Here is a 22,814-nt window from a genome sequence, read left to right as displayed (position 1 = left end):
ATAGTGTGCTGCGGCGGTCGTGCAAAACGGTGGATCGTGCGCGCGCCGTGCGCGAATACGCGGTAACTGCGCTTTTTGACGGTGATTAAATGACTTTCAACGGGCGATCGCCAATCGCTGTCGCCGGAATGCTCGACAAGGATCCGATGAAATTCGAATCGTACTGGCTGGATACCCGCCCCGCGTTTCGTGCCGGCTGCGAAGGGCCCGTCGAAGGGCGCGTCGACGTGGCCGTGATCGGCGGCGGCTTCACCGGCCTGTCGGCGGCGCTTGCGCTGGCACAGCGCGGCGTATCGGTGGTCGTGCTGGAAGCCGCGCAGATCGCGGGCGAAGCGTCCGGCCGCAACGGCGGCCAGTGCAATACGGGTGTCGCGCAGGACTACGCGTCGCTGGCCGCACGCATCGGCGCCGAGCAGGCGAAGCAGTTCTATCGCGCTTACGAAAGTGCGGTGAAGAGCGTCGAGACGGTCGTCGCCGAGCATGCGATCGACTGCGACTTCCGGCGGGCGGGCAAGCTGAAGCTCGCGGCGAAACCGCAGCATTTCGCGGGACTCGCGAAGACGTTCGACGCATTGCGGCGCGACGTCGATCCGGATATCGAACTGATCGAGCCGTCGCGAATCCGCGATGAAATCGCGTCCGACGGTTTCCACGGCGGCCTGTTGCAACGCAATGGCGTGCAGATGCACATGGGCAAGTTCGGCGTCGGGTTGGCGCAGGCGGCCGTGCGAGCCGGCGCACGCATCTACGAGCAGGCGGCCGTCACGCGACTCGATCGGATCGACGGCGAGCGCCACACGATCACCAGCACGCGCGGCACGCTCGTCGCCGATCGCGTGCTGGTCGCGACCGGCGCGTCGCAGCATGGCCCGTTCGCGTGGTTCCGGCGGCGCATTGCGCCGGTCGGCAGTTTCATCGTCGTCACCGAGCCGCTGCCCGACGCGCAGTTGAACCGGCTGTTCCCGCATCGCCGCGCATACGTGACGTCGCGCCAGATCGGCAACTACTTCCGCGTGACGCCCGACAACCGGCTGCTGTTCGGCGGTCGCGCGCGCTTCGCGATGTCGAGCCCGCGCTCCGACGCAAAAAGCGGCGAGATCCTGCGCGCCGGCATGGCCGGCTATTTCCCGGAACTGGCGAACGTGCGGCTCGATTACTGCTGGGGCGGGCTGGTCGACATCACCGCCGACCGGCTGCCGCGCGCGGGTCAGCACGACGGGCTCTATTACTCGATGGGCTACAGCGGCCACGGCGTGCAGATGTCCGTGCACATGGGCCGCGTGATGGCCGACGTGCTGTACGGCGCGGCCGCGTCGAATCCGTGGCGCGAACTCGACTGGCCGGCGATGCCCGGCCATTTCGGGCAAGCGTGGTTCCTGCCGTTCGTCGGCGCGTATTACCGGATGCAGGACTTCCTGCACTGAAGCGGCTGCCTCGGGAGGATTCGATATGAACGCACGATTCGTTTGCCTGCTCGCCGCCGAAGCAAGTCGTCGCGACGGGACTGGCGTGGGTGACATGATGGCCTCGTTGATCGAGCGATGCCCGATCGCGCATTTCGCCGCGCAAGGCGCAGCCGTTGAGACGATTGCATGAGGACGGCGAGCATGGTCACCCTGTTCCACGATTTTCTTGAAGGCGCGACGCCGCGCGCATTGCGTGTTCCGCAGCCCGTCTCGCCGGCGATCGGCGACGTGCTGCGCACGATCGATGCATCGTTCGCGCAGCCGCTGAATCTCGACACGCTCGCGGCGGTGGCCGGACTGAGCGTGTCGCGATTCACGGCGCGCTTTCGCAGCGAAGTCGGCTTGTCGCCGCACCGATATCTGTGTCTTGTGCGTGTGCGGCGTGCGCAGGATTTGCTGCGCGCCGGTCTGGCGCCGTCGGTCGTCGCGACCGAGGTCGGCTTCTTCGATCAGAGCCATCTTTGCCGGCATTTCCGGCGGGTGCTCGGGATTACGCCGCGCGATTACGTGGTCGCCCGGGCGGGTGACACGCCGGCGCGAATGTCGTCGATGCGCACGCATGCCGAACGCAGCGAAGCGTCGTGTCACGTTGCGTAGGCGCGGCGCGGGCGACGCCCGCGAACAACGATTTCCGATACCGCGCGACGGGTTCTCGACCACATCGCCGCGCACAGGCAGGAGCAGAAATGACCGCAGTTTTCGTGTTGCATCGTGCCGACGGCACGGCCAATACAACGTCCTTCCGCAAGCAGGCATTCGGTGAGCGTGATCCTTTCGCGCGACATCGGGAGATCGCGTGGGAAGGGCCCGATTCGATGGCCGCCGGGCGTATCCGTTTCGTCGGCGAGCTCGACGTCATGCATTATCCGCACATCGAGACCCTCGTCGTCGTCGAAGGCGAGCTGACGCTGGAAGCGGCGGGCGCCGCACCGTTGGTGCTGGGGCCGGGGGAGGGGGCAGTCATCGGCGGCGGCACGGCGCTTCGCGTCAGCGCGGAATCGCGCGTGCTCGTCACGTTCTGCGCGGCTGCATGCGCGAAGCCGACGAAGCACGGCCTGTTCCCGCTGCGTGCCGACGCCGACTTCAAGCCGTCCGCATCGCTGCCGGCAGAAGTGCTGCTCGGCCCCGCACCGCAATGCCGTAGCGACAACGTGTTCATTGACGACGGCGCGGAGTATTGCGCGGGCACGTGGGATTCGACGCCCTATCACCGGATCGTTCGCCCGCATCGCGTGAACGAGTTCATGCTCCTGCTCGCCGGCAGCGTAAGGTTCGCCGCGCCCGACGGCAGCGTGCTGTCGCTCGGCGCCGGCGACGCGCTCTTCGTGCCGCGCGGCGCATCGATCGGATGGGAAAGCAGCGAACGCGTGGCGAAATTCTACGTCGTGCAAAACATCCACGTATCAACCGAACGAGACTGAACATGTCCCCTCCGTTGCGCCAAATCGAAACGCCGTCCACGCCGCCGGCTTCGGCCGATGTCGTCGTGATCGGCGGCGGCATCATCGGCGTCTTCACTGCCTACTACCTGGCCCGGCGCGGTGTGTCGGTCGCGCTGGTCGAGAAGGGGCGAATCGGGGCCGAGCAGTCGAGCCGTAACTGGGGCTGGTGCCGGCAGCAGAACCGCGACGAACGCGAGTTGCCGATGGCGAGCAAGAGCATCGATCTGTGGGAACGATTCGCCGCCGAATCCGGCGAAGACACGGGCTTTCATCGCTGCGGGCTGCTGTATCTGAGCAACGACGAGGCCGAGCTGTCGCGCTGGGCCAGCTGGGGCGAATTCGCGAAGACCGCGGGCGTGACGACGTACATGCTCGACAGCAAGCAGGCGGGCGAGCGCGGGCACGCGACCGGGCGGCCATGGAAGGGCGGCGTGTTCTCGCCGAGCGACGGCACGGCCGACCCGGGAAAGGCCGCACCGGCTGTAGCGGCCGCGGTCATGAAGCTCGGCGGCAGCATCAACCAGCACTGCGCGGCGCGCGGCATCGAGCTGGAGGGCGGGCGCGTCAGCGGCGTCGTCACGGAAGCCGGCGTGATCAGGACCAAAACGGTCGTACTCGCCGGCGGCGCGTGGGCGTCGTCGTTTTGCCGTCAGCTCGACATCCGGTTTCCGCAGGCGTCGATCCGCCAGTCGATCCTGAGCGTGTCGCCCATCGAACAGCGCTTGCCTGATGCGCTGTACACCTCCGGCGTGTCCGTGACGCGTCGCAGCGACGGACGCTACGCACTGGCGATCAGCGGCCGCGCACGCGTCGACCTCACGCCGCAGTTCCTGCGCTTCGCGCCGCAATTCGTGCCGATGTTCGCGAAGCGCTGGCGCAATCTTCTTCCGGGCGGCCTCGAAGGAATGCGCGGCGGACACGAAACGCTGAAGCGGTGGCGGCTCGATGCGCCGACGCCGATGGAGGCGGTGCGCATCCTGGATCCGAAGCCAGACATGCCGACGGTCGCCGAAACGTATCGACGTGCCGTCGAACTGCTCCCGGAGCTTCGCGAGTCGACGATCACGCACGCGTGGGCCGGGTTCGTCGACAGCACGCCGGACGGCGTGCCGGGTATCGGCGAAGTGCCGGGCGTGCCGGGATTGATCCTGGCGGCAGGCTTTTCCGGGCACGGCTTCGGCATCGGCCCCGGCGCCGGTCACCTGATCGCGGATCTCGCCACGGGTGCGCAACCGATCGTGGACCCGGTGCCGTATCGGCCGAGCCGGTTCGGCGATTCTGCCTGGGGCAAGGTTGCCGATTTCTAGTTCGCGGTCGTCACTGGAACGACGGTGGCGGCCTCGGGACGATGCGTTTCGATCCGGACGGCGCGCGAGCGGCCGGATCGGTGTGGTGAATGCTCGCCGCGCTGTGCAGCCTGGTGCTGCCGACATTGGAGTGCGTGATGCGTTTCGGATCCTACTGGCTCGATACGTCCGAGCCGTTCATGAGCCGCTCGACCGAGCGGCCTGACGGAAGTTGCGACGTGGTGGTGGTGGGCGGCGGGATCACGGGTTCGGCGGCGGCGCTCGCGCTGGCGAAGAAGGGCGCGCGCGTGGTTGTCTGCGAAGCGGGCACCGTGGGACAGGCGGCGTCGGGACGCAACGGCGGCATGTGCAACAACGGCTTCGCACAGGATTACGCGTTCCTGTCGCAGCGCATCGGCACGGAACTGGCGAACCGGTTGTATCTCGCATTCGACGCGGGTGTCGATACGGTCGAGCGGCTGGTCAGGGAGGAGGCGATCGATTGCGACTTCGCGCGCCGCGGCAAGCTCAAACTCGCGGCGAAGCCCGAGCACTACGACAAGCTCGTGCGAAGCCACGCGCTGCTCGCGGCAAGCGTCGACCCCGACACGCGCGTCGTGACGAAGGCGGAGCTGCACGACGAGATCGGTTCGAACCGCTATCACGGCGGGCTGATCTTCGAGAAGAGTGCCGGGATGCACGTCGGCCGCTATGTGCGCGGCCTGGCGAACGCCGCGCAAGCGCGCGGCGCGCACATTCTCGAGCATGCGCCGGTGCTCGGCATGACGCGGGAGGCGGGCGGCGCCTACGCGGTGCGAACGCCGCTCGGGGAGATCCGTGCGCGCCAGGTGCTGCTCGCGAGCGGCATCTCGCAGGTCGGCCCGTTCGGCTGGATCCGGCGCAGGATCGTGCCGGTCGGCGCGTTCATCATCGTTACCGAGCCGTTGCCGCGCGAGCTGCTCGACCGGTTGCTGCCGACCCGCCGGATGGTCACCGACACCAAGAACTTCGTCAATTTCTTTCGCGTCACGCCCGACAACCGGATGCTGTTCGGCGGGCGCGCGCGGTTCGCGACGTCCAACCCGCGTTCGGACGAAAAAAGCGGGCTGATTCTGCGACAGCAGATGGCCGCCGTGTTTCCCGAACTGGCTGACGTGCGCATCGACTATTGCTGGGGCGGAATGGTCGACATGACGGCCAACCGCCTGCCGCGCGCGGGCCAGCGCGACGGCGTGTATTACTCGATGGGCTATAGCGGCCACGGCACGCACATGGCGACGCTGATGGGCACGCTGATGGCGGAGATCATGGACGGACGCGCCGATCTCAATCCGTGGAAAAGCTTCGACTGGCCCGCGATTCCCGGCCACTTCGGCAAGCCGTGGTTTCTGCCGTTCGTCGGCGCATGGTATCGACTCAAGGACACGCTGCAATGAATTCACTGGTCAATTCACCGGTTCGTCATCTGATGGAAGCCGGCAGGCTCGATCGCTTCTTCATCGACGGCGACTGGGTTTTACCCGACGGCGGCGAGCGCTTCGCGGTCGTCTGCCCGTCCACTGAAGACGTGATGTGCGACATCCCGCTCGGCAACGCACGCGATGCCGACAGCGCGGTACGCGCCGCGCGCAACGCGTTCGAACGCTGGGCCGCGACCTCGCCGCAAGAACGCGCTGTGCTGCTCGACCGCGTGCATGCATTGATGCTGGAACGCGCGGAACGGTTCGCCGCGGCGCTTGCGCTCGAAATGGGCGCGCCGATCAGCTATGCACGCGGCGCCCATGTGCCGCTCGCGGCCGAACATATCCGGGTCGCGCGCGACAATCTGGCCCGCTACCCGTTCGTCACGCGGCGCGGGACGACCGCGGTCGTACGCGAGCCGATCGGCGTATGCGCGCTGATCACGCCGTGGAACTGGCCGATCTATCAGATCACCGCGAAGGTCGGCCCGGCGCTCGCGGCAGGCTGCACGGTGGTGCTGAAACCCAGCGAGCTGTCGCCGCTCAGCGCGCTGCTGTTCGCGGAAGTGATCGCCGATGCGGGCGTGCCCGCGGGCGTCTTCAACCTGGTGAGCGGCAGCGGCGAGGCGGTAGGCGGCGCGCTGTCGTCGCACCCCGAGGTCGACATGGTGTCGATTACCGGGTCGACGCGCGCGGGCGTGCTCGTGGCGCAGGCGGCGGCCCCGACCGTCAAGCGCGTCGCGCAGGAGCTGGGCGGCAAATCGCCGAACATCGTGCTGCCGGATGCGGACCTGCAGCAGGCCATCGGGCCGGGCGTGGCCGCCGCGTTCCGGAACATGGGGCAATCGTGCAGCGCGCCGACCCGCATGATCGTGCCGCGCGACGTGCTCGGCGCGGTCGAGGAACTGGCCGTCGCGGCAGCGCAACGGCTGATCGTCGGCGATCCGTTCGACGACGCGACGACGCACGGGCCGCTCGCCAATCGCGCGCAGTTCGGTCGCGTCGCGCAGATGATCGACGCGGGCATCGACGAACGGGCGAAGCTGATCGCCGGCGGCCCCGGACGGCCGATGGGATTCGATCGCGGCTTCTATGCGCGGCCGACGATCTTTTCCGACGTCCGCACCGACATGGCGATCGCGCAGCAGGAGATCTTCGGTCCGGTCCTGGCGATTCTTCCTTACGATACGGTCGACGAAGCCGTCGCGATCGCGAACGACACGGTCTATGGGCTCGGCGCGCATGTGCAGGGCGCCGACAAGGAACGCGCACGTGCGGTGGCCGCGCGCATCCGGTCGGGGCAGGTGCATCTGAACTACCCGGCATGGGATCCGCAGGCGCCGTTCGGCGGCTACAAGCAGTCGGGCAACGGTCGCGAGTACGGGATCGAAGGGATGGAGGAGTATATGGAGATCAAGTCGATCGTCGGCTTTTACGACTGACGCAGCCGTCTACTTTTCGAAGGTGCCGAAATTGGAAAACCCCGTCATCCCCGACACGTCGCTGCAAGCGCATCACGCGCACTGGGCGAAGCTGCGCCGCGACCTGCATGCGCATCCCGAGTTGCGATTCGAAGAACACCGGACGGCCGACGTCGTCGCCCGTGAGCTCGAAGCGCTCGGCTATGCGGTGTCGCGCGGGCTGGGCGGTACAGGCGTCGTCGCGAGCCTGCCTGGCGCGGATCCGCGCCGCGGCATCGTACTGCGCGCCGATCTGGACGCGCTGCCGATCCACGAAGCCAACGACTTCGCGCATGCATCGTGCACGCACGGGATCATGCACGCGTGCGGCCACGACGGCCATACCGTGATGTTGCTCGGCGCCGCACGCGTGCTGAAAGCGTTGCCGCAGCTGCCGGGCACCGTTCATTTCGTGTTTCAGCCCGGCGAAGAGGGCGGCGCGGGTGCGCGGAAGATGATCGACGACGGGCTGTTCGAGCAATGCCCGACGGAAGCGGTATTCGGCATGCACAACTGGCCCGGCTTGCCGGCCGGGCATTTCGGGTTGCGCACGGGCCCCATCATGGCCGCGGGCTGCCGGTTCAGGATCACGGTGACCGGCAAGGGCGCGCATGCGGCGCAGCCGCACCTGGGCATCGATCCCGTCCCGCTCGCCTGTTCGATGGTGCTGCAGTGTCAGACCATCGCCGCGCGCCACAAGGATCCCGTGGATCCCGCCGTCATTTCCGTCTGCATGTTCCATGCGGGAACGACGGACAACGTCATTCCGGACACCGCCGAGCTGCGCGGGACGATTCGCACGCTGTCGTCGGCATTGCAGCAACAGTTGCAGCGCGACGTCCGGCTCATGTGCGAGGCGCTCGCCCGCGCTCATGGTGCGGAAGTCGACGTCGAGTTCTTTCAGTACTACCCGGCGACGGTCAATACGCCCGCCGAGACCGCGCTCTGCGAAGCCGTGATTCGCGACACCTTCGGCGACGCACGCGTTGACGCCAACGTGCCGCCGAACATGACGTCCGAAGACTTCGGCTTCATGCTCGAGGAGCGCCCCGGCGCTTATGTGCTGATCGGCAACGCGCCGGCCGGAACGGCCGCGCCGGCACTGCATCACCCGAAATACGATTTCAACGACGACATCATTCCGGCCGGGGTACGGTATTGGGTCGCGTTGGCGCAGCATTACTTCAGGAGATCGCCGTGAGCGCGTGCGCGATGTCTGAGCAGCGGGCAGTGGAGGCGCGGCGCGCCGCGACACGCATTCGGCGCCCCGGCACGCATCACGCGCTCTGAGCGAGCGGCCTCACCTGAGCGGCCGGCATCGCGCCGCGATGGATGCGGAATTAGTCGATCGCGCCGTTGAAGAACGGGTCGCAATCACTACCCGCTGCGTCACTGGCGGCTTGCGTTGAATGTCGCGAACCTGTTCGACCGGCGCTACGTCGGCGGCCGGCGGTCGTACGCAGTATGCGTGTTCGGCAACGAGCGAACGGTGCTGGTGAGCGCGAAATACAACCGGCAGTTGCGGCGTCCGTTTTTCGATACGTCGGTGGCTCGCGATTTCGGGAGATCACGCATCGCGCGCGTCGTGCTGCGGGAGCACCCAGAGCATCCGGCCAACCGCCTCGGCCTGATTTCGGGAATGCGTCTTTTCGTAGATCGCGCGCAACTGGGTGCGAACGGTTGAGAGCGACACGCCGGCAATGGCCGCGCATTCCTCCGGCGTCTTGCCGCCGATCAATGCTTCGGCGACGGCGGCTTCGGCGCTCGTCAAGCCGAATGCCTGCCGAAGTTGCTGACTGACCACGAGCGGAGCGGCGCTGCGGCGCCTGGCGGTGATCAGTATCGCAGCGTCGCCGAGTGCGCCATCGCGTGCCTGTCCGGATAATGAAGCGATGCCGAGAAAGATTTCGTGCGCGGCGCTCACGGTGCCGGCCAGGGCAAGGCTCTCGCTTTTGCGGGTCTTCGCGACACGTGCCACGGCCGCCTTGAGTGCATCGTTCTGCGGCGCGCTCGCCGCGCTCAGATGCCCGCGCTCGAGCTTGAGGCAAGTGGTGGCGCGCAACATCGACTCTGCCGCCCGGTTGACGAATATGACGCGCGAATGCCGGTCGAGTGTGAAGACGGACAAGCCCAGTTCCTCCATCAGTTCGCGGCCGAGCGCAGCGTCCCGACGCAGCACGCTTGCATCCTGCCAGAGGTTGATCGCGCGTTGCAGATGCCCGGCCATGCCCGTCAGGTTCGCGCGTTCCTCTGACGAATAGGGCGGCCGGCCGTGCGCTCTCAGCAAGCCGAGCAGGATGTCGTCGCTGCCCGGGCGCGCGAAGCGCATCCCCATCAGGTAGCGAATGCCCGACGGAATCTGAAAGTCCTGAAAGAATTCGCTGCGCTCGACATCCTGTTCGGTCAGATGATCCTGGCAGCAAACGAATTTGCCGAGCGGTGCATTCTCGACGAAGCCGCGGCGCGGATCGAGCGCGCCGTAATACTGGTCGTAGAGTGCGACGATCGTGTCGAATTCCGCGCGAGGCGAATAGATCGAGAATTTCGGTGCATTGCGCGCGGCGTCCCAGCTGAACATATGAAAGACGTTTGCGCCGAGCGATTCGGATACCCGATGGAAGACTTCGAGAAAACCATCCGGGCACAGGGCGGCCTCGTAGAGGTCCCCGATGAGCTGGTCCCGTTGCATGTTTCCCCCGCCGTGTAATGATTTTGTATGCGGATTTTGTCTGACGATATTGATTCGAACACCGAATTTGTTTCAGGCTAACACAGGCTATTTGCCTTTCGTACCGCCTTGTTTCCGGATTTTCATTCACTTGAATGATGATCGAAAAAATCGCCTTTGCGAGAATGCCGGTCAGCGTGCATGCGCGTTGCGTATCGCACCTGATAACCGGAACACTCGGGGGAAAAACAATGAAACTCAAACCTGTCGTGTGGGGTATCGCAGCGCTGGCGGTGTCTGCTTGCGGCGGCGGCGGTTCATCTTCGTCACCATCCGAACCCGCCGCACAGACGGTCAGCGGCGTCGCGGCCGCCGGCGCGGCCATGCAGGCCGCGGCGGTCAAACTGATGGATGCGACCGGCAAATCGGTCGACTGTCCCGCCGACGCCACGACCGGCGCGTTTCATTGCGCCGTGACCGGGCTGACCGCGCCGTTCGCGTTGTCCGCTTACGGCAACGTCGCGGATTCTCAAGCCACGCTGATCGCACTCAGTGCCACGGGCGGCACGCAGACGATCAACATCACGCCGATCACGAATGCGATCGCCGCCACGATCATCGGCGACAACCCGACGAAGCTGCTGTCCGACACCGGGTTGCTGCAGAGCAAGGTCACTGCCCAGGCGGTGGCCAGCACGGTTCAGGCCTACTCGTCGGCACTGGCCGACCTGCTGACCGCAACCGGTAATACGGGCGTCGACCTGATTTCCGGCCCGCTGACGGCCGGCGGGCCGGGCCTCGACCGGCTGCTCGACCAGGTGACGATCAACGTGTTGCCGGACGGCAGCGTTCAGATCAGCTCGGTGGCGGGCGCGTCCAGCGATACGCCGGTGCAGCTTCAGCTCGCCCCCGGTGTCGCGCCGCAGCCCAGCGACAAGGCCAGCCTGCCGGCCGCCGCGACCATCAACGGCACGGTGGTGTCGAACCTGCCGAGCGCGAGCGACCTGGCGGGATTGCAGAGTGCGCTCAATCAGTGTTTCGCCGGTTCGACCGGCGCGGCGCGCGCGGGCGGCAACGTATCGGCGTGCGGCCGGATCTTCGTCGACGGCGTCGCGCCGGGCGCGCTGAACGCAGGCGTGCCTGCTGCGTATCTCAACAACGGCATGTCCGCCAACCAGGAATTCGGCGCGCATGCCGGCGGCGCGCCGGGCATCTTGGCCGACGATGCGATGAACAACGCCAGCTTCAGCTTGCCGGAGGTCATCCGCGTTATCGCCAGCGACACGATGTGGGTCAAGCTCGCGTGGACGCGCACCGACGGCATTCGCGACGGCATGCAGCAGCATGTGCAACTCGCGGTGCAGGCGAGCAGCCTCGCGAGCGGCGATACCGGCTGGCGCGTGGTCGGCAATCAGCGAGCGGTGCTGAGCAAGGTGAACGCGAATGCGCAGAAATGGGACTGGCTGAATCCGGCCAATCCGTCGACGGGGACCAACGCGTTCGTCGATTCGCTCAACCTGCAGGTAGGCACCGTCGATGCATCGGGCACCGCGGTGGATTTCGCGATCGTCAACGGCCCTGGATTGCGAAACGGCGTGTTCCTCCAGCCGTCGAGCGGCACGTGCGACACGCTGAACATCCGCGCGCAGATCGCGAGCGGGCAGACGCCGGCCCAACTCGCCGCGCTGACCAAGAATGCGCAGTGCCGCAACAATTTCCGCCTGGCCGGCGTCGCGCAGGACCCGGCCAACCAGAGCCTGTTCACGTGGCCCGGCGATGCGCCGCGCAACAATACCGCGTGGGCGAAGCCGCAACTGAGCGCCGCCGAGCTGGCCGACATCAAGCCCTTCAGTGCCTATACGATCGACGTCTACCAGAATGGCGACACGTCCGCGCCGGCCAGGCACTATACGGTCAGGCTGCGTACACCTTCGCCGTTGCCCGACGCGCTGCGCCAGTATGTGTGGCACGATCTGGCGCAGTCCACGCGCGATAGCCTGACGCCCGGCACCGCCAGCACGTTTGCGGGCGGCGCGACATTCCCGCTGAGCTGGACGTCGAAGGCGGGGCTGCCGTTCGTCAAGCGCGGTAACGTGCAGATTCGCGCGACCGCGTCGGGGCAGAGCGCGCCGACGTTCGTCAACGGTTCGGCACAGGCGTCGCCGGTCCTGCCGGGAGCGGCGGTGACGCTCAACGTGCCGGGTGACCAGGGCGTCGCGTTCCCGTCGGTGGCCGGCTGGACGGGCAGCACCGACTTCTCGTTCGTGAACCTGAGCTGGTCCGACACGGTCGACACGCTCTTTACCGAGTCGTTCGAGTACGACCGGTGACGGAGGCCGGGCAGATATGCCCGGTGAGGATGGGGCCGGCGGGGTGGTTTTTTATCCCGCCGGCCCTTTTTGCGTCATGGCGTGGCGAGACGATGCGCGCCATGTCCTGAACGGCCTTCATGTGTGAACATCTTTCCTGTCACTTCATCGGGTATGAATCGGGAGACAGCCACGCAGTCCACACGCTTGCAGCGCCGGTGTTACTCGGCGAATCATTCTCCGTTGATTCCCGGCGCTTGCTGATGCCCAGCAACGGGCGGTAGCGATTCGGAGTCCCAAGCGCTGCCCCGCCAGACAACCTCATATCGTTCATCGCGACGCTTCCCGTCGGCTCGTCACATTGGGCCTCCAGGTACGCTGGCTCGTCGGCGTCGGCGTCGGCACGAGCGCGGGCGCACCGCAATGGTCCGCTTTGGTCGCGATCGTCAATAGCGTGCGCATCGCGCGCGGCAAGACGACGCTGAACGCGGTGAGTGCGATCCAGAGCGTGCTGTACGGTCTCGCGTCGAGCGCCTACGCGGCGAACTTCCGCGACATTGCCAGCGGATCGAACGACACATGCGGAACGCTTTGTACTGCGGCGGTCGGATACGACTACGTGACCGGCCTCGGGCGCCCGATGGCCGCCAATCTGATCCAGGCGCTGATGGCCGCACCTTGACGTGGATATGTTGGCGGCCCGAGAAAATCAGGCGGGCCGGTGCGCCACACACGAGAATGTTGATCGGCAGGGGTTTCCCCCTCGTATCTGGCGGCGCGCCGGCGCTATTCACGATAGCCGTGTTCGTGCATGTGCTCGCGCTCGTCCTCACGCCACGGATCGTGTTCACGCGGATGACGATGCACCCACGCGTCGTGCTCCCAGTAGCGGTGGCCGTGCATGTCGATCGTGATTCGAGGGCCTGCCTGTTTTCACGCGCGGACGGCGCGCGTTTCCTGACACCGCGCGCCTGCGCCTACGGCAAATCAGTGATATTGGTACGGGACATGGTTTTCAGCCGCTCCGCCAATGGTGTGCGTCAACTGGCAACGGGACATCAAATACTGGCGCTTCTCCCGGAGCTTCTGCGCCTTGATCCTGTCGCCATACCTGCTCGCGGCTTCGGCTTTGACTTCAAGCTTGCGCAGCTTCTTTTGATAGCCGTAGCTATTGCATTGGCCTGCGAAAGCGGGCGCGGCAAGCGCCATCAAGAGAAGAGTCAGGGTTATTTTTTTCATTGTTCAGAACCATCCCAAAAATCTGAGTGAATGATTTGCAGGGAAGGAATCGCGCTATCAGACCGACGCCTCCCACGCGAACCTATCGTCGCGAAATCGACTCATCGGAACAATCAGATACGTCTGAAAGAAAGTCAAAGATGGACAAAGACAGTCTCGAATGCGGGTGTAAGCGCGCAACGCGTCCTGATTTTTCACGAGAAGGAAGACTGCACTCGATTAGACGGATTCAAATCCGACAAAGTCGTGCCGTGTAGCACCCGATGAGTACTTCTACAGAAATCCTACGCAGAATCTAATTCCTAGGTGCCACCGACGGCGATCGGGTGCGGGGATCGAAAGCCGCTTAAGCGGCTGCAGTCCTTATGTCGATCGCCGCTGGGAGTCTGGCAAAGTCGCAGACGGAACTGGCGCTCACGATGCAGGCGAAGCGGTGCGGTATCGAAGACTTTATTCGCGGAATGTCTAATGTCAGCGCGGAGCACCGCCAAGGCCGCAGTCGCTTGGAGCCAATCAGCACGTACGCGGACTTCGCCGCTGGCCGAGACGGTACCAAACCAGGGCGCGCCTGACGTGTCGGTCGCGAGTTGCTTTGGATCGAGCGGGAAGCGCAGGTCCATATCGAGGGCCCCCTCGTACGCGAATGCGCCGCCGAGGGTCTCGCGCCACCTTAGCGTGGCGACGTCGTACACGGTGCCGGCGCAATTGTCCGGTGCGATGCGATCGGCGGCCGGCGCGTCCGAGCCACCCGGCATAAGATGCCGGCGCCGGCGAGCTTGTGTCTGGGAGAACGCGGGAAGGCCAAAAACCGACCACTAATGTTCGGTACTCTCCAAGAAATCCAAGCGGTTCAGCCTGCAGAACATTAACACTCATTTGTGCCCGGGATTTTTAGAGCAGGTCAGACTTACGCCCTGATTGCGAACGGTCCTTCGTGAAGCCGTGGCGCGGATGACGTCGCCTTCCATTTTTAGGACAATTCTTATGTTGCGGCGACACTTTGTAATACAGAATCCCCACTAAACAATGCGCGCAACAACGCGCACGACCGTTGACAAGTTCGCGCGCGATGTACCTTTCAAACCTTCTTCAAGCCTTCTATATGTGGGTGTTGCATTCTCAGGGTCTCCCATACGTAGCACCTGAGCCGGCAGCGGCGTGGTGATCCGACGTCCATCCTACGGGATTCTGACGGCGACACCTGAACGAGAAGCAAGTTGTCGGGCTTTGTGCGATGTGTCGCCTGAGTCAAGATCCCGCTCGCGACGCAGCGGCGGCTCGCGATTCATCCCATCAGCATCGTCACATATCTAAGCTGCATCGATCATGAAAAACATACGCGCTTCGCGCTGGCCCCAATGGCGTTCGCTCTGTCGTGCATTGCTTCTGGTTGTCTGCGTGGTCTTGCTGCCTGGCGCGGTGGCTTCAATGTTTTGGCAGAAACCGATCTTCACCGATGAAGAGCTGCGATGGATCGACGCACACCCGATCGTTCATATAGCAGTCGAGGCGAACTGGAGTCCTATCGAATATGTACGCAACGGACAGCATGCTGGTGTTGTCGCCGGTTACCTGAACGCGATTTCGAAAATGACCGGACTCACGTTCGACACGGTGCCTGGGACGGAATGGGGCCGTGCGTACGACGCGCTCGCTACCGGAAAGGTGGATTTGCTGCCGGGTGTGTGGCGAGAGTTGGTATCTGACCGTGTCGGCAGCGGCGTACTCATCAGTACACCTTATCTGGTCGGGCGGCTGACTGCCGTGACACGTGACAATTCCGCGATGGTTTTCAGTCTGAAGCGGCTCGAAGGCCGGCGCGTCGCGATCAAGGGGCGAGGCGCGGTTGAATACTTCATTCGTCATAGCGGCGTCGCGCTCGACGTGCTGACGTTCGACACCGAGGAACTCGCACTTGCTGCGGTGGCCAACGGCGAAGCCGACGCCGCGCTTGGCATCGACGTCACGATTCTGCCGATCGTTCGCCGGCAATTCCCGGGGCAGCTTTACATGTCCGGCATGCTGGCGGATCGCCCCGTGTCGTTGGCCATGCTCACGCGCGCCGATCTGCCGATTCTGGCGTCGATCATCGACAAGTCGCTCGCAGCGATTCCGGTGAGCGAAACCGTTGCGATCATGCAGGACTGGGTTGAACTCGGCGACAACGGCAAGCCGACACTACGCTCAATCCTGCATGATCGCGCGCCGCAGGTGGTCGCGATTGCTGCAACGTTGCTGATATTCGCGTTGTTCGCCTATTTCTACTGGAAATCCCGCGCGGCGGCGATTCGCAGCAAGCTGGACAAGGCGATGGTCCTCGCGTTCGTGAGCCACGAGATCCGCACGCCGATGCAGACTGTTCTATCGTCGCTCGATTTTCTGCGGCGCTCGCATTTGCCGCCACGACAGGCCGATCGAGCGGATGCGGCCATGTCCGCGTCAGGAGCGCTCTTGGCGCTGTTGGACGATATCCTGGAATACTCCCGCCTCGAGTCGAGCAAGGTGACGTTTGCCGCGCAGGCAGTAGAGCTTGAGTCGTGGGCCCGAGAAACCGTCGATATGGTGCGCTGGCGTGCCGAATCCAAGGGAATCTCGATGACGCTAGACATCGAGATCCCTCCGGCGCTGCATGTCGAGATCGATCCTGTCCGCGTGCGCCAGATCGTGCTGAACCTACTAGTCAATGCAATCAACTTCACGGATGACGGCATCGTTACGTTGCGTGTTCGCATTTCCGCAACCCGCCGACGGGGTAACAGGACGCTGCTTCTGGAAGTCCGCGACACGGGAGTTGGCATTGCTGCGGATCAATTCAAGAATCTATTCGATGCGTATTGGCAAGATGATCGTGCTTCACGTTCCGGCGGAGCCGGCAGCGGGCTCGGCCTTGCGATCTGCCGTAAGCTCGTCGAGTTAATGCGTGGAACGATTACGGTCAGCAGTACACCGCACGTCGAGACCGTCTTCTCGGTCAAGCTGCCCGTTGCAGTCACGGATAACGCGTCGTCGGTACAGTCAACCGCCTGGGCGCCGGTGAGCGCGCCACCTCCCGTCGCCCAATCGTGCCGGAAAGTACCGTGCATCCTGATCGTCGATGATAACGAAGCCGTACGGGCCTCACTGCAGGATCAATGCGAGGCGCTGGGCTGCGTCGGCATCATCGCTGACTCGGGGGAGGCCGCGTTGCAGCAGCTCGCGCGCACACATGTCGACATGGTGCTGCTGGATTGCAATCTCCCAGACGTAGATGGCTACGCGCTCGTACGCGCGATCCGTCAACGCGAGTCTGCAAGAAAGGGGCGATACGTTCCGATCATCGTCATATCGGCAAATACCGGCGACGCGCACAAGGTGCGTTGCTTCGAGAGCGGCATGGACGGTGTGCTTGGCAAGCCGCTGCGGCTCGAAGCGTTGCGGCAGATGATCGCGATGTGGTGCCCCGCGTATGCGGGTGTTGAACCGGATCAGGCGGTAGCCACATAGGCTTACGTGCGCGTGCTGCTGGGCCTGGGTTGGCCTGCATCCGGCGTAGCCGTCTCGATGCGATGTTGCCGTAACAATTCATCATGAAGCGGGGCGACATTGCCAGGAATCGTGTCGGACACCGCCTCCAGCATGCGCTCGAGCTCGGCTGCCAGGTTACTCGTCCCGGCATGCCCGGCAATCGCGGCTGCCCCTTTGATTCTATGCGCCATAAAGCGCGCCTTGTCAGCATCGCCGGCCGAGAGTGCGGTGCACAGAGACGCCAGATCCGCGTCGACACTTCGACGGTAGATCTCTGGAAATTCCCGACCTGCTATTGGTGTTGGTTCGACAGGCGGCTGGCGCCTGTCAAGCTTGCTTGCCGGGCACCAAAGATCGATCATCTGCCGCAACGCTTCGAGCCGCAGCGGCTTGCCGAGCACACCATCCATGCCGCTGTCGAAGCAGCGCTCACGATGCGCATCTTCCGTCGACGCCGAGATCGCGATAATCGGTGTGCGCGCCTGTCCGCGTTGCTGCTCGCTGGCGCGCATGCGCTGTGCAACCGTGTAGCCGTCGAAGTCCGGCAGATTGCAATCGAGCAGCACCATGTCGTACTGAGTGCGCTCGAACCGATCGAGCGCTTGCGCGCCGTTGCCGGCGATGGCCGAACGGCACGCGAGCGCATCAAGTTGATGCTGGATCGCATGTTGAACCGCTTCGTGATCGTCGACGATGAGGATCATCGGACCTTCGTCGACTCGCTGGGAAGCCGGCGTATCGGTCGTGTCGGGTTCACGTGAAGGCGCCTCCGGCACGACCGCATTCCGGCCGGCTACCCATCGGGTACGTTGCGCAGGCAGGATGACGGTGAAGATCGTGCCTTTGTCTGGGCTACTGCTGACGGTAATCACCCCGTTCATGAGCTCGACCAGTTCGCGGCAGATCGACAGGCCCAGGCCGCTGCCGTTCACGCGACGGCTGCCCGGCTCCTCGACGCGCTGATACGGCTCGAAGATGCGTCTCTGACGCGCGGGCGGGATGCCGATCCCCGTATCGCGCACTTCGATCACAAGTGAACCGGCAGTGTTCGGCTTGCCTTCCAGATAGTCGACACGCAGCCAGACTGATCCCTCCGACGTGAACTTGATTGCATTGACGAGCAGATTCAGCACGATCTGCCGCGTGCGGACCGGATCGATCAGCAAGGTCAAATCGGCTGGACAGGCGAGTTCAAGCGCAAGGTTCAGTCCTTTCTCGTCGACCCTCCAGCGCACCATGTCGGCGCTACGCCGCAACCACGCCTCAATTTGCGTTGGTTCTGGCGTGAGTGTGACGTTGTGCGATTCGAGTCGCGAGTATTCGAGCACGTCATCGAGCAGCGTCAGCAGCGATTCCGAGGCGGCAACGGCTGCATCCGCTCGACCAGCCTGTTTCGGCGTGAGCTGCGACTGTTGCAGCAGCTCGAGCGACGAAAGGATCGTGTGCATCGGCGTGCGGATCTCGTGGCTCACGAACGCGAGGAACATTGCCTTTTCGCGCTCGCTGCGAACTGCAGCGGCGCGTGCGCGCCACGAAAGGAACGCGATTGCTGCTAGCGCGAACACGGTGGCGCCGGCTGCTGTAACCTGCCAGCGTCGGTAGTAAAGGATTGAGCGCAGCGTCGGCTCGCCGTAGTCAGTCGACTCCATCCATTGGCGTGAAATCTCCTCGCCCGTGCGAGCGGGAATCGCGGCCAACGACTTATCGAGAATGGATGCGAGCACGGGCATGTCGCTGCGGGTTGCCAGGGCCAGCGCATATGGCCGGTCCGGCAGGCCGCCCGCCAGGAACAGCCGACCCAGGAACTGTCGGCGTAGCAGCGGCATGATGGATATGTCCGTGCCGAGGGCGAGATCCGCATTTCCGTCGACGACGGCAGTGAGTGCATCCTGTTCGTCGTCATAGGTCAGCAGCGTCACCGGCAGGCCGCTCTGGCGAATCGCATATTCCAGCCCGCCCTTGCCCTTGATCGCGATTCGTTTGCCGGCCAGATTGCGGGAATCGACGAACAGGTTCAGGTGTTCCGGCGCGACCACGAACATCGTGCCGACGAAGTACGGTTGACTGACAGTGACGCCGGCGCGATACATCGACACATCTGCGCTTTTCGATACGTCGGGCACCACATCGATCTTTCCGGAGATCAGGGCGTCGTGCGAGTCCGCCCATGACAGGCCGTCGACATACTCAAAGCGCAATCCACTCACGCGCGAAATCGCTTCGAGGTACGACGGCACGATGCCAACTACTTTCCCGTGGTCGCGAAATTCGAACGGGCGCCAGTGTGGATCGATTGCGGTGCGCACCACCGGATGCGCAGCAATCCACGCCTTCTCTTCAGCTGTGAATTGCGGCGAATTGCTTGCCCATCCGAACGTGGGCGTCAGCCAGACGATTGCGCTCATTAGCATGGCACATCGTTTCAAACTCAGCTTGCTCACGTTGTTCAACCAGATTGTTGGCCGGTCTGCCGTGGACGGTCCTCAGACGAGTATCGGACGCAGAGATGACCGCAGGTAAAACCGAAAAATGAGACCGTCATCATAGGTCGCGCGTTGCGGAAACGCAATGCGGCACTGCGACCGGAGGACCTGCACATTGAGTCACCAGGGTTAAAAATTGCCCCAAAAGCCGGTAAGCTAGTCGAAATAATCATGGATGGCATCCCGCGACAATAACGGGGCTCGCCGTTTCGCGCCGTATACAACAACGATAGGGGTAACTATGAGGCCTGGGCACCAGCCGATCCGCGTCGTGATTCTGGACGACCATGCCATCGTCCAACTCGGGATTGCAAATTACCTGACCGAGAAGAGCTCCATCAAACTGGTAGCGAGCTTCGGCAAGTCGCGCGACCTGATTCGCTGGCTCGAAGTGAACCGCGCGGATGTGGTGCTACTCGACTACACGCTTGGTCCCGACGAGATCGACGGCCTCGATCTCGTCAAGCTCATCAATACACGGTTCCCCGATTGTCGGATGCTGATGATGTCGAGCAACGATACGTCAGCGACCGTCAACATGACGATGCGCGCAGGTGCGCTCGGTTTTTTCGGGAAGAGCGAGGATCTCGGTGAACTCGCACGCGCGATCCGCGTCGTGGCAAGTGGTCACACATTTATCAGCGCCGAACTCTCGAACCGGATCAGGTGGTGCACGACGACAGATTCACGTGGGGCCGAACCGAGGGACGCGAGCGGCGACGATACACCGTCGCCCGATTCCGGGTCGCCGGCGGACTTGCTGCTCAGCCCGCGCGAGCATGAAGTGTTGCGGTGCTTTCTTGCTGGTATGTCCGTGTCGGAGATTGCGTCGAAATTCTTCCGAAGTCCCAAGACGATCAGCGCGCAAAAGCAATCGGCCTATCGTAAACTCGGTATCCGCAACGATGCCGAATTGTTCGCTTCCCGCACACTGATCGAGAAACACTGAATCAACTCCGGTCATCGCCGCGGTCGAATATCGTTGGACACATAGGCGTGGTGGAGGAGTTGGACAGGTGAGTGCGCGGCGCATTGTGCCGTGGGAACAATTGCGGCTGCGGCACAATTGGCCCGGTTGGCTCCCTCCGCTGTCCGCGTTCGGCACATTGTTCCGCTGGTCAACAGATAGCCACTGCAAAAATCCTTTGGGAAATGATGGGGGCGGCTCGTCGTTCGTGGCATCGAGATCTGCCTCGAGTTCCTTCACATCGCCGTCATTATCGTCCCCTGATTCCTCTTCCAGAGAATTCAGCTCGAAGTCAGGCTTGCCCAGCAGAACTTGAAAGCGTTGGGCGCGCGCAAGCAGCACGCTGTATTGGAACCGCTCGTAGCTTTGCTCCTGGAACGGTATGCCGACACGAACCCATTGGCCCGGTGTTTCTGCGAGGCTGCCGACGCGGTCGACACGTCCGATGCGTTGTTCGAGCTTGGCGGGGTTCCATGGCAGGTCGCGATGAATGACTTCCGCACACTCCTTGTGAAGATCGATGCCCTTACTGCCGATCGAGGTGCAGATCAGAATGTCGGGCGCAAGGGGGGAGTTGAACGCTGCACACAGGACAACGCGCCGATCCGGCTTGATCGCGCCGTATAAAGTCTGAACTGCGGAATCATCGTGCCGACCTTGGCCTCCCCTTCGTCATCGTTGGCGCCATGGCGAGTCGGCTGGATATTGACTCCGTGCCACAGGCTGTGGCGCTGGGTTGCGACATCCACTGGCTTGCTGTCATTCCGCAGCGGCATAGCCGCCTCGTTTTCGAGCAGGCTCCATATCAGACCGTAGAACGCCGCGCTATCTGTTCCCTCCTGGATGTTGCCGAGAGTGAATCGTGCGCCTGGGCGCCCGTCGCGCATTTAGATTCCGGCATGCATCGAATCGATTTCCAGGCCGATTGCCGGTCATTTTTTGTTTTGCTTCGCCGGCACTCGGCCGGCTTGCATGTTTGCTTCACCCTCGCGCCTCTGAAATCGCGTCCGGCGCGAGGACTTCGTTCGCATCAGCGGCCGGCAGCGTCAACGCGCGAAAGAAGTTCGGGCGCGTCGCTTGCGCCGTCGCACTCCGCTACACGCATGCGCGCATGCGCATGTGCGCGCCGATATTCGATCGGGGTCTCGTCGAAGTGTTGCCGAAACAGGCGCGCGAGATGCTCGCCGCTCCCGAGCCCGCAACGTCGAGCGATCGAGTCTGCCGGGAGTGCGGTGAATTCCAGCATCGCACGCGCGCGTGCCAGCCTGACATGCATCAAATAGGCGCTGGGTGTCATACCGATCTCGCTCGAAAAGTGGCGCAGCAGGGTGCGCTCGCTCATCGCGACGAGATCGGCGGCCTGTCGCACCTTGACGGGTTTGTCGAAGTTGCTCGCGATCCAGTTGGCCACATGCTGCATTTTCTCGGACATGGGCCGCTCGTTCAGCGGAATTTTCATGGCGGCGGGGTTGATTGCCCCGTGATTGAAAGTAAGGTTGTCAGCCATCGGTTGGGCTCGCCGTGCAGTGATAGACAGATTTACTTGGTTATCCGAATCGTCTTTGGGAGGGCGGTTCCCGGCCAGGAACGTCGAGCACCGCATGTCCGATGAGAATGGCATCGAGAATATCGTCCGGTTGTTGTCGAGTTGGTATTGTCGACGCCCGTTCGGACATACGGTGTCCCGATGTCGAATTAGGTTATGCATCGCCGGCACCGGCGTCGTGATCGATGCATGCACATCGTTGTTCACGCCGCCGTGGAATCGAATCCGCCATCGGGACACCCATTGTCCGAATTGCACGGCACACTTCGCCCCCGGGCCAGTTCGCCGGCGTGAATATCCGATTCGCTTTTCCTGCAGCGACATGATCGAGAAAAAAATGACTGCACTCTATAAAGAAATGCGCATTGCATTCCGTTAACAAAATGTTGTCTTGTTCCCAGATTCCGGACGATCCGGCATGAATGAGATTCGTTCGTTAAATCGCGTGGTTATGGTGTTGTACCGGGAAAACCTGTTGCATCTTCGGGTGTACGGTTCCCGCACATGGAGAGCATGAAAAATGTCCTCGCGGAAGGTGACGAGTCAAAGTGAGTCCTCCACGGTGATTGGCCGGAAGGCGAACCTTGAAGACGTTCAGCAAGTACTCGACGAAGTAAGGGCGAGCATCACGAAATATCGCTTTACGCCGGAGCAGGTATTCGGTTATCGCGGCAAAGCGGACGCCGCAAACGTTTCCCCCGGCCCCGATGCATCGTCTGCTAATGCTTCCACGCCCAAAAAGGCGGCGCCCAGGAAGTCTCCCGGCCCATCGCGCACACCCGGCGGCAAATCGACCAAGCCGAAACGCGTCGTCAGGGGCGCGCCGGCAGCGACGCCTGACGCATCCGCATCGCAGCAGCCGGAGGCAGCCGTCAAGACAGCCCTCAACCCTGCCAACGCATGGCCATTTCCGACCGGCAGCCGGCCCTGACCGGATGCATTGCCGCGCGCGGCTGCATCGCGCGCTCCTTGTGTCGTCATTCA

17 protein-coding genes and 2 pseudogenes are annotated in these 22,814 nt (G+C 63.5%); 14 read left to right on the top strand and 5 right to left on the bottom strand.

The genetic code is table 11. From position 1 onward, the window contains the following. Window positions 1-146 precede the first annotated feature (146 nt). The 8 genes from WS75_RS07325 (at window position 147) to WS75_RS07295 (ending at window position 8,315) form a co-directional block, all read left to right on the top strand. The gene (locus WS75_RS07325) at window positions 147-1,424 is read left to right on the top strand and encodes an NAD(P)/FAD-dependent oxidoreductase (protein ID WP_059679975.1); all 1,278 of its coding nucleotides are present in this window, start codon (window positions 147-149) and stop codon (window positions 1,422-1,424) included. A 25-nt stretch (window positions 1,425-1,449) separates the two neighbouring features. Then, complete coding sequence (locus tag WS75_RS33385) at window positions 1,450-1,596, top strand: hypothetical protein (protein ID WP_156429732.1); 147 nt, start codon at window positions 1,450-1,452, stop codon at window positions 1,594-1,596. Window positions 1,597-1,607: 11 nt separating this feature from the next. Beyond that, window positions 1,608-2,063 (top strand): helix-turn-helix domain-containing protein, encoded by a 456-nt coding sequence (locus tag WS75_RS07320; protein WP_059679974.1) that lies wholly within the window; start codon window positions 1,608-1,610, stop codon window positions 2,061-2,063. Between the two features lie 89 nt (window positions 2,064-2,152). Further along, window positions 2,153-2,887 (top strand): cupin domain-containing protein, encoded by a 735-nt coding sequence (locus WS75_RS07315; protein ID WP_059679877.1) that lies wholly within the window; start codon window positions 2,153-2,155, stop codon window positions 2,885-2,887. A 2-nt stretch (window positions 2,888-2,889) separates the two neighbouring features. Next, the gene (locus WS75_RS07310) at window positions 2,890-4,215 is read left to right on the top strand and encodes an NAD(P)/FAD-dependent oxidoreductase (RefSeq protein ID WP_059679876.1); all 1,326 of its coding nucleotides are present in this window, start codon (window positions 2,890-2,892) and stop codon (window positions 4,213-4,215) included. A gap of 137 nt (window positions 4,216-4,352) precedes the next feature. After that, a complete protein-coding gene (locus WS75_RS07305; protein WP_059679973.1) occupies window positions 4,353-5,630 on the top strand; it encodes an NAD(P)/FAD-dependent oxidoreductase in 1,278 nt (425 codons plus the stop codon). Further along, the gene (locus WS75_RS07300) at window positions 5,627-7,096 is read left to right on the top strand and encodes an aldehyde dehydrogenase family protein (protein ID WP_059679875.1); all 1,470 of its coding nucleotides are present in this window, start codon (window positions 5,627-5,629) and stop codon (window positions 7,094-7,096) included. The genes WS75_RS07305 and WS75_RS07300 overlap by 4 nt, the downstream gene beginning before the upstream one ends. A gap of 31 nt (window positions 7,097-7,127) precedes the next feature. Continuing rightward, window positions 7,128-8,315 carry a M20 aminoacylase family protein gene (locus WS75_RS07295; RefSeq protein ID WP_059679874.1) on the top strand — a complete coding sequence of 396 codons (1,188 nt, stop codon included), beginning with the start codon at window positions 7,128-7,130 and terminating at the stop codon, window positions 8,313-8,315. A 366-nt stretch (window positions 8,316-8,681) separates the two neighbouring features. Here the strand turns inward: WS75_RS07295 and WS75_RS07290 are convergent, their stop codons facing one another. Next, entirely contained in the window at window positions 8,682-9,803 is a 1,122-nt protein-coding gene (locus tag WS75_RS07290; protein ID WP_059679873.1) for a helix-turn-helix transcriptional regulator, read from the bottom strand. A gap of 230 nt (window positions 9,804-10,033) precedes the next feature. On the opposite strand from WS75_RS07290, the gene WS75_RS07285 reads away from it, so the two are divergent. From WS75_RS07285 to WS75_RS07265, 4 genes and pseudogenes are all read left to right on the top strand, one after another. Next, a complete protein-coding gene (locus tag WS75_RS07285; RefSeq protein WP_059679872.1) occupies window positions 10,034-12,112 on the top strand; it encodes a hypothetical protein in 2,079 nt (692 codons plus the stop codon). Between the two features lie 358 nt (window positions 12,113-12,470). After that, window positions 12,471-12,773 (top strand): annotated as a pseudogene (locus WS75_RS07280) (peptidase S8/S53 subtilisin kexin sedolisin); the annotation flags it as partial. A 56-nt stretch (window positions 12,774-12,829) separates the two neighbouring features. Then, window positions 12,830-13,360 carry a hypothetical protein gene (locus tag WS75_RS33375; RefSeq protein WP_156429731.1) on the top strand — a complete coding sequence of 177 codons (531 nt, stop codon included), beginning with the start codon at window positions 12,830-12,832 and terminating at the stop codon, window positions 13,358-13,360. 1,296 nt (window positions 13,361-14,656) lie between these two features. Beyond that, window positions 14,657-16,813 (top strand): ATP-binding protein, encoded by a 2,157-nt coding sequence (locus WS75_RS07265; RefSeq protein WP_059679868.1) that lies wholly within the window; start codon window positions 14,657-14,659, stop codon window positions 16,811-16,813. A 2-nt stretch (window positions 16,814-16,815) separates the two neighbouring features. Here the strand turns inward: WS75_RS07265 and WS75_RS07260 are convergent, their stop codons facing one another. Further along, entirely contained in the window at window positions 16,816-19,239 is a 2,424-nt protein-coding gene (locus WS75_RS07260; protein WP_306453398.1) for an ATP-binding protein, read from the bottom strand. A 349-nt stretch (window positions 19,240-19,588) separates the two neighbouring features. Between WS75_RS07260 and WS75_RS07255 the strand changes: the two genes are divergently transcribed. Next, complete coding sequence (locus tag WS75_RS07255) at window positions 19,589-20,266, top strand: response regulator transcription factor (RefSeq protein ID WP_306453397.1); 678 nt, start codon at window positions 19,589-19,591, stop codon at window positions 20,264-20,266. Window positions 20,267-20,767: 501 nt separating this feature from the next. On the opposite strand, the pseudogene WS75_RS35060 reads toward WS75_RS07255, so the two are convergent. From WS75_RS35060 to WS75_RS07245, 3 genes and pseudogenes are all read right to left on the bottom strand, one after another. Beyond that, window positions 20,768-20,875: pseudogene (locus WS75_RS35060) on the bottom strand (hypothetical protein); the annotation flags it as partial. Further along, window positions 20,833-21,171, bottom strand: coding sequence for a hypothetical protein (locus WS75_RS33370; protein ID WP_156429730.1), 339 nt, complete (start codon window positions 21,169-21,171; stop codon window positions 20,833-20,835). The gene WS75_RS33370 and the pseudogene WS75_RS35060, both read right to left, overlap by 43 nt. A 143-nt stretch (window positions 21,172-21,314) precedes the next feature. After that, window positions 21,315-21,791 (bottom strand): helix-turn-helix domain-containing protein, encoded by a 477-nt coding sequence (locus WS75_RS07245; RefSeq protein WP_257129344.1) that lies wholly within the window; start codon window positions 21,789-21,791, stop codon window positions 21,315-21,317. A 559-nt stretch (window positions 21,792-22,350) separates the two neighbouring features. On the opposite strand from WS75_RS07245, the gene WS75_RS33365 reads away from it, so the two are divergent. Next, window positions 22,351-22,761, top strand: a complete 411-nt coding sequence (locus WS75_RS33365; protein WP_156429729.1) for a hypothetical protein — start codon at window positions 22,351-22,353, stop codon at window positions 22,759-22,761. The last annotated feature ends 53 nt before the right edge of the window (window positions 22,762-22,814 follow it).

Source organism: Burkholderia sp. FL-7-2-10-S1-D7, from assembly GCF_001524185.1.
In the GTDB taxonomy this organism is placed as follows: domain Bacteria; phylum Pseudomonadota; class Gammaproteobacteria; order Burkholderiales; family Burkholderiaceae; genus Burkholderia; species Burkholderia diffusa.
Note: the sequence above shows the minus strand (reverse complement) of the source record. Positions and strands in the feature narration are given on the sequence as shown.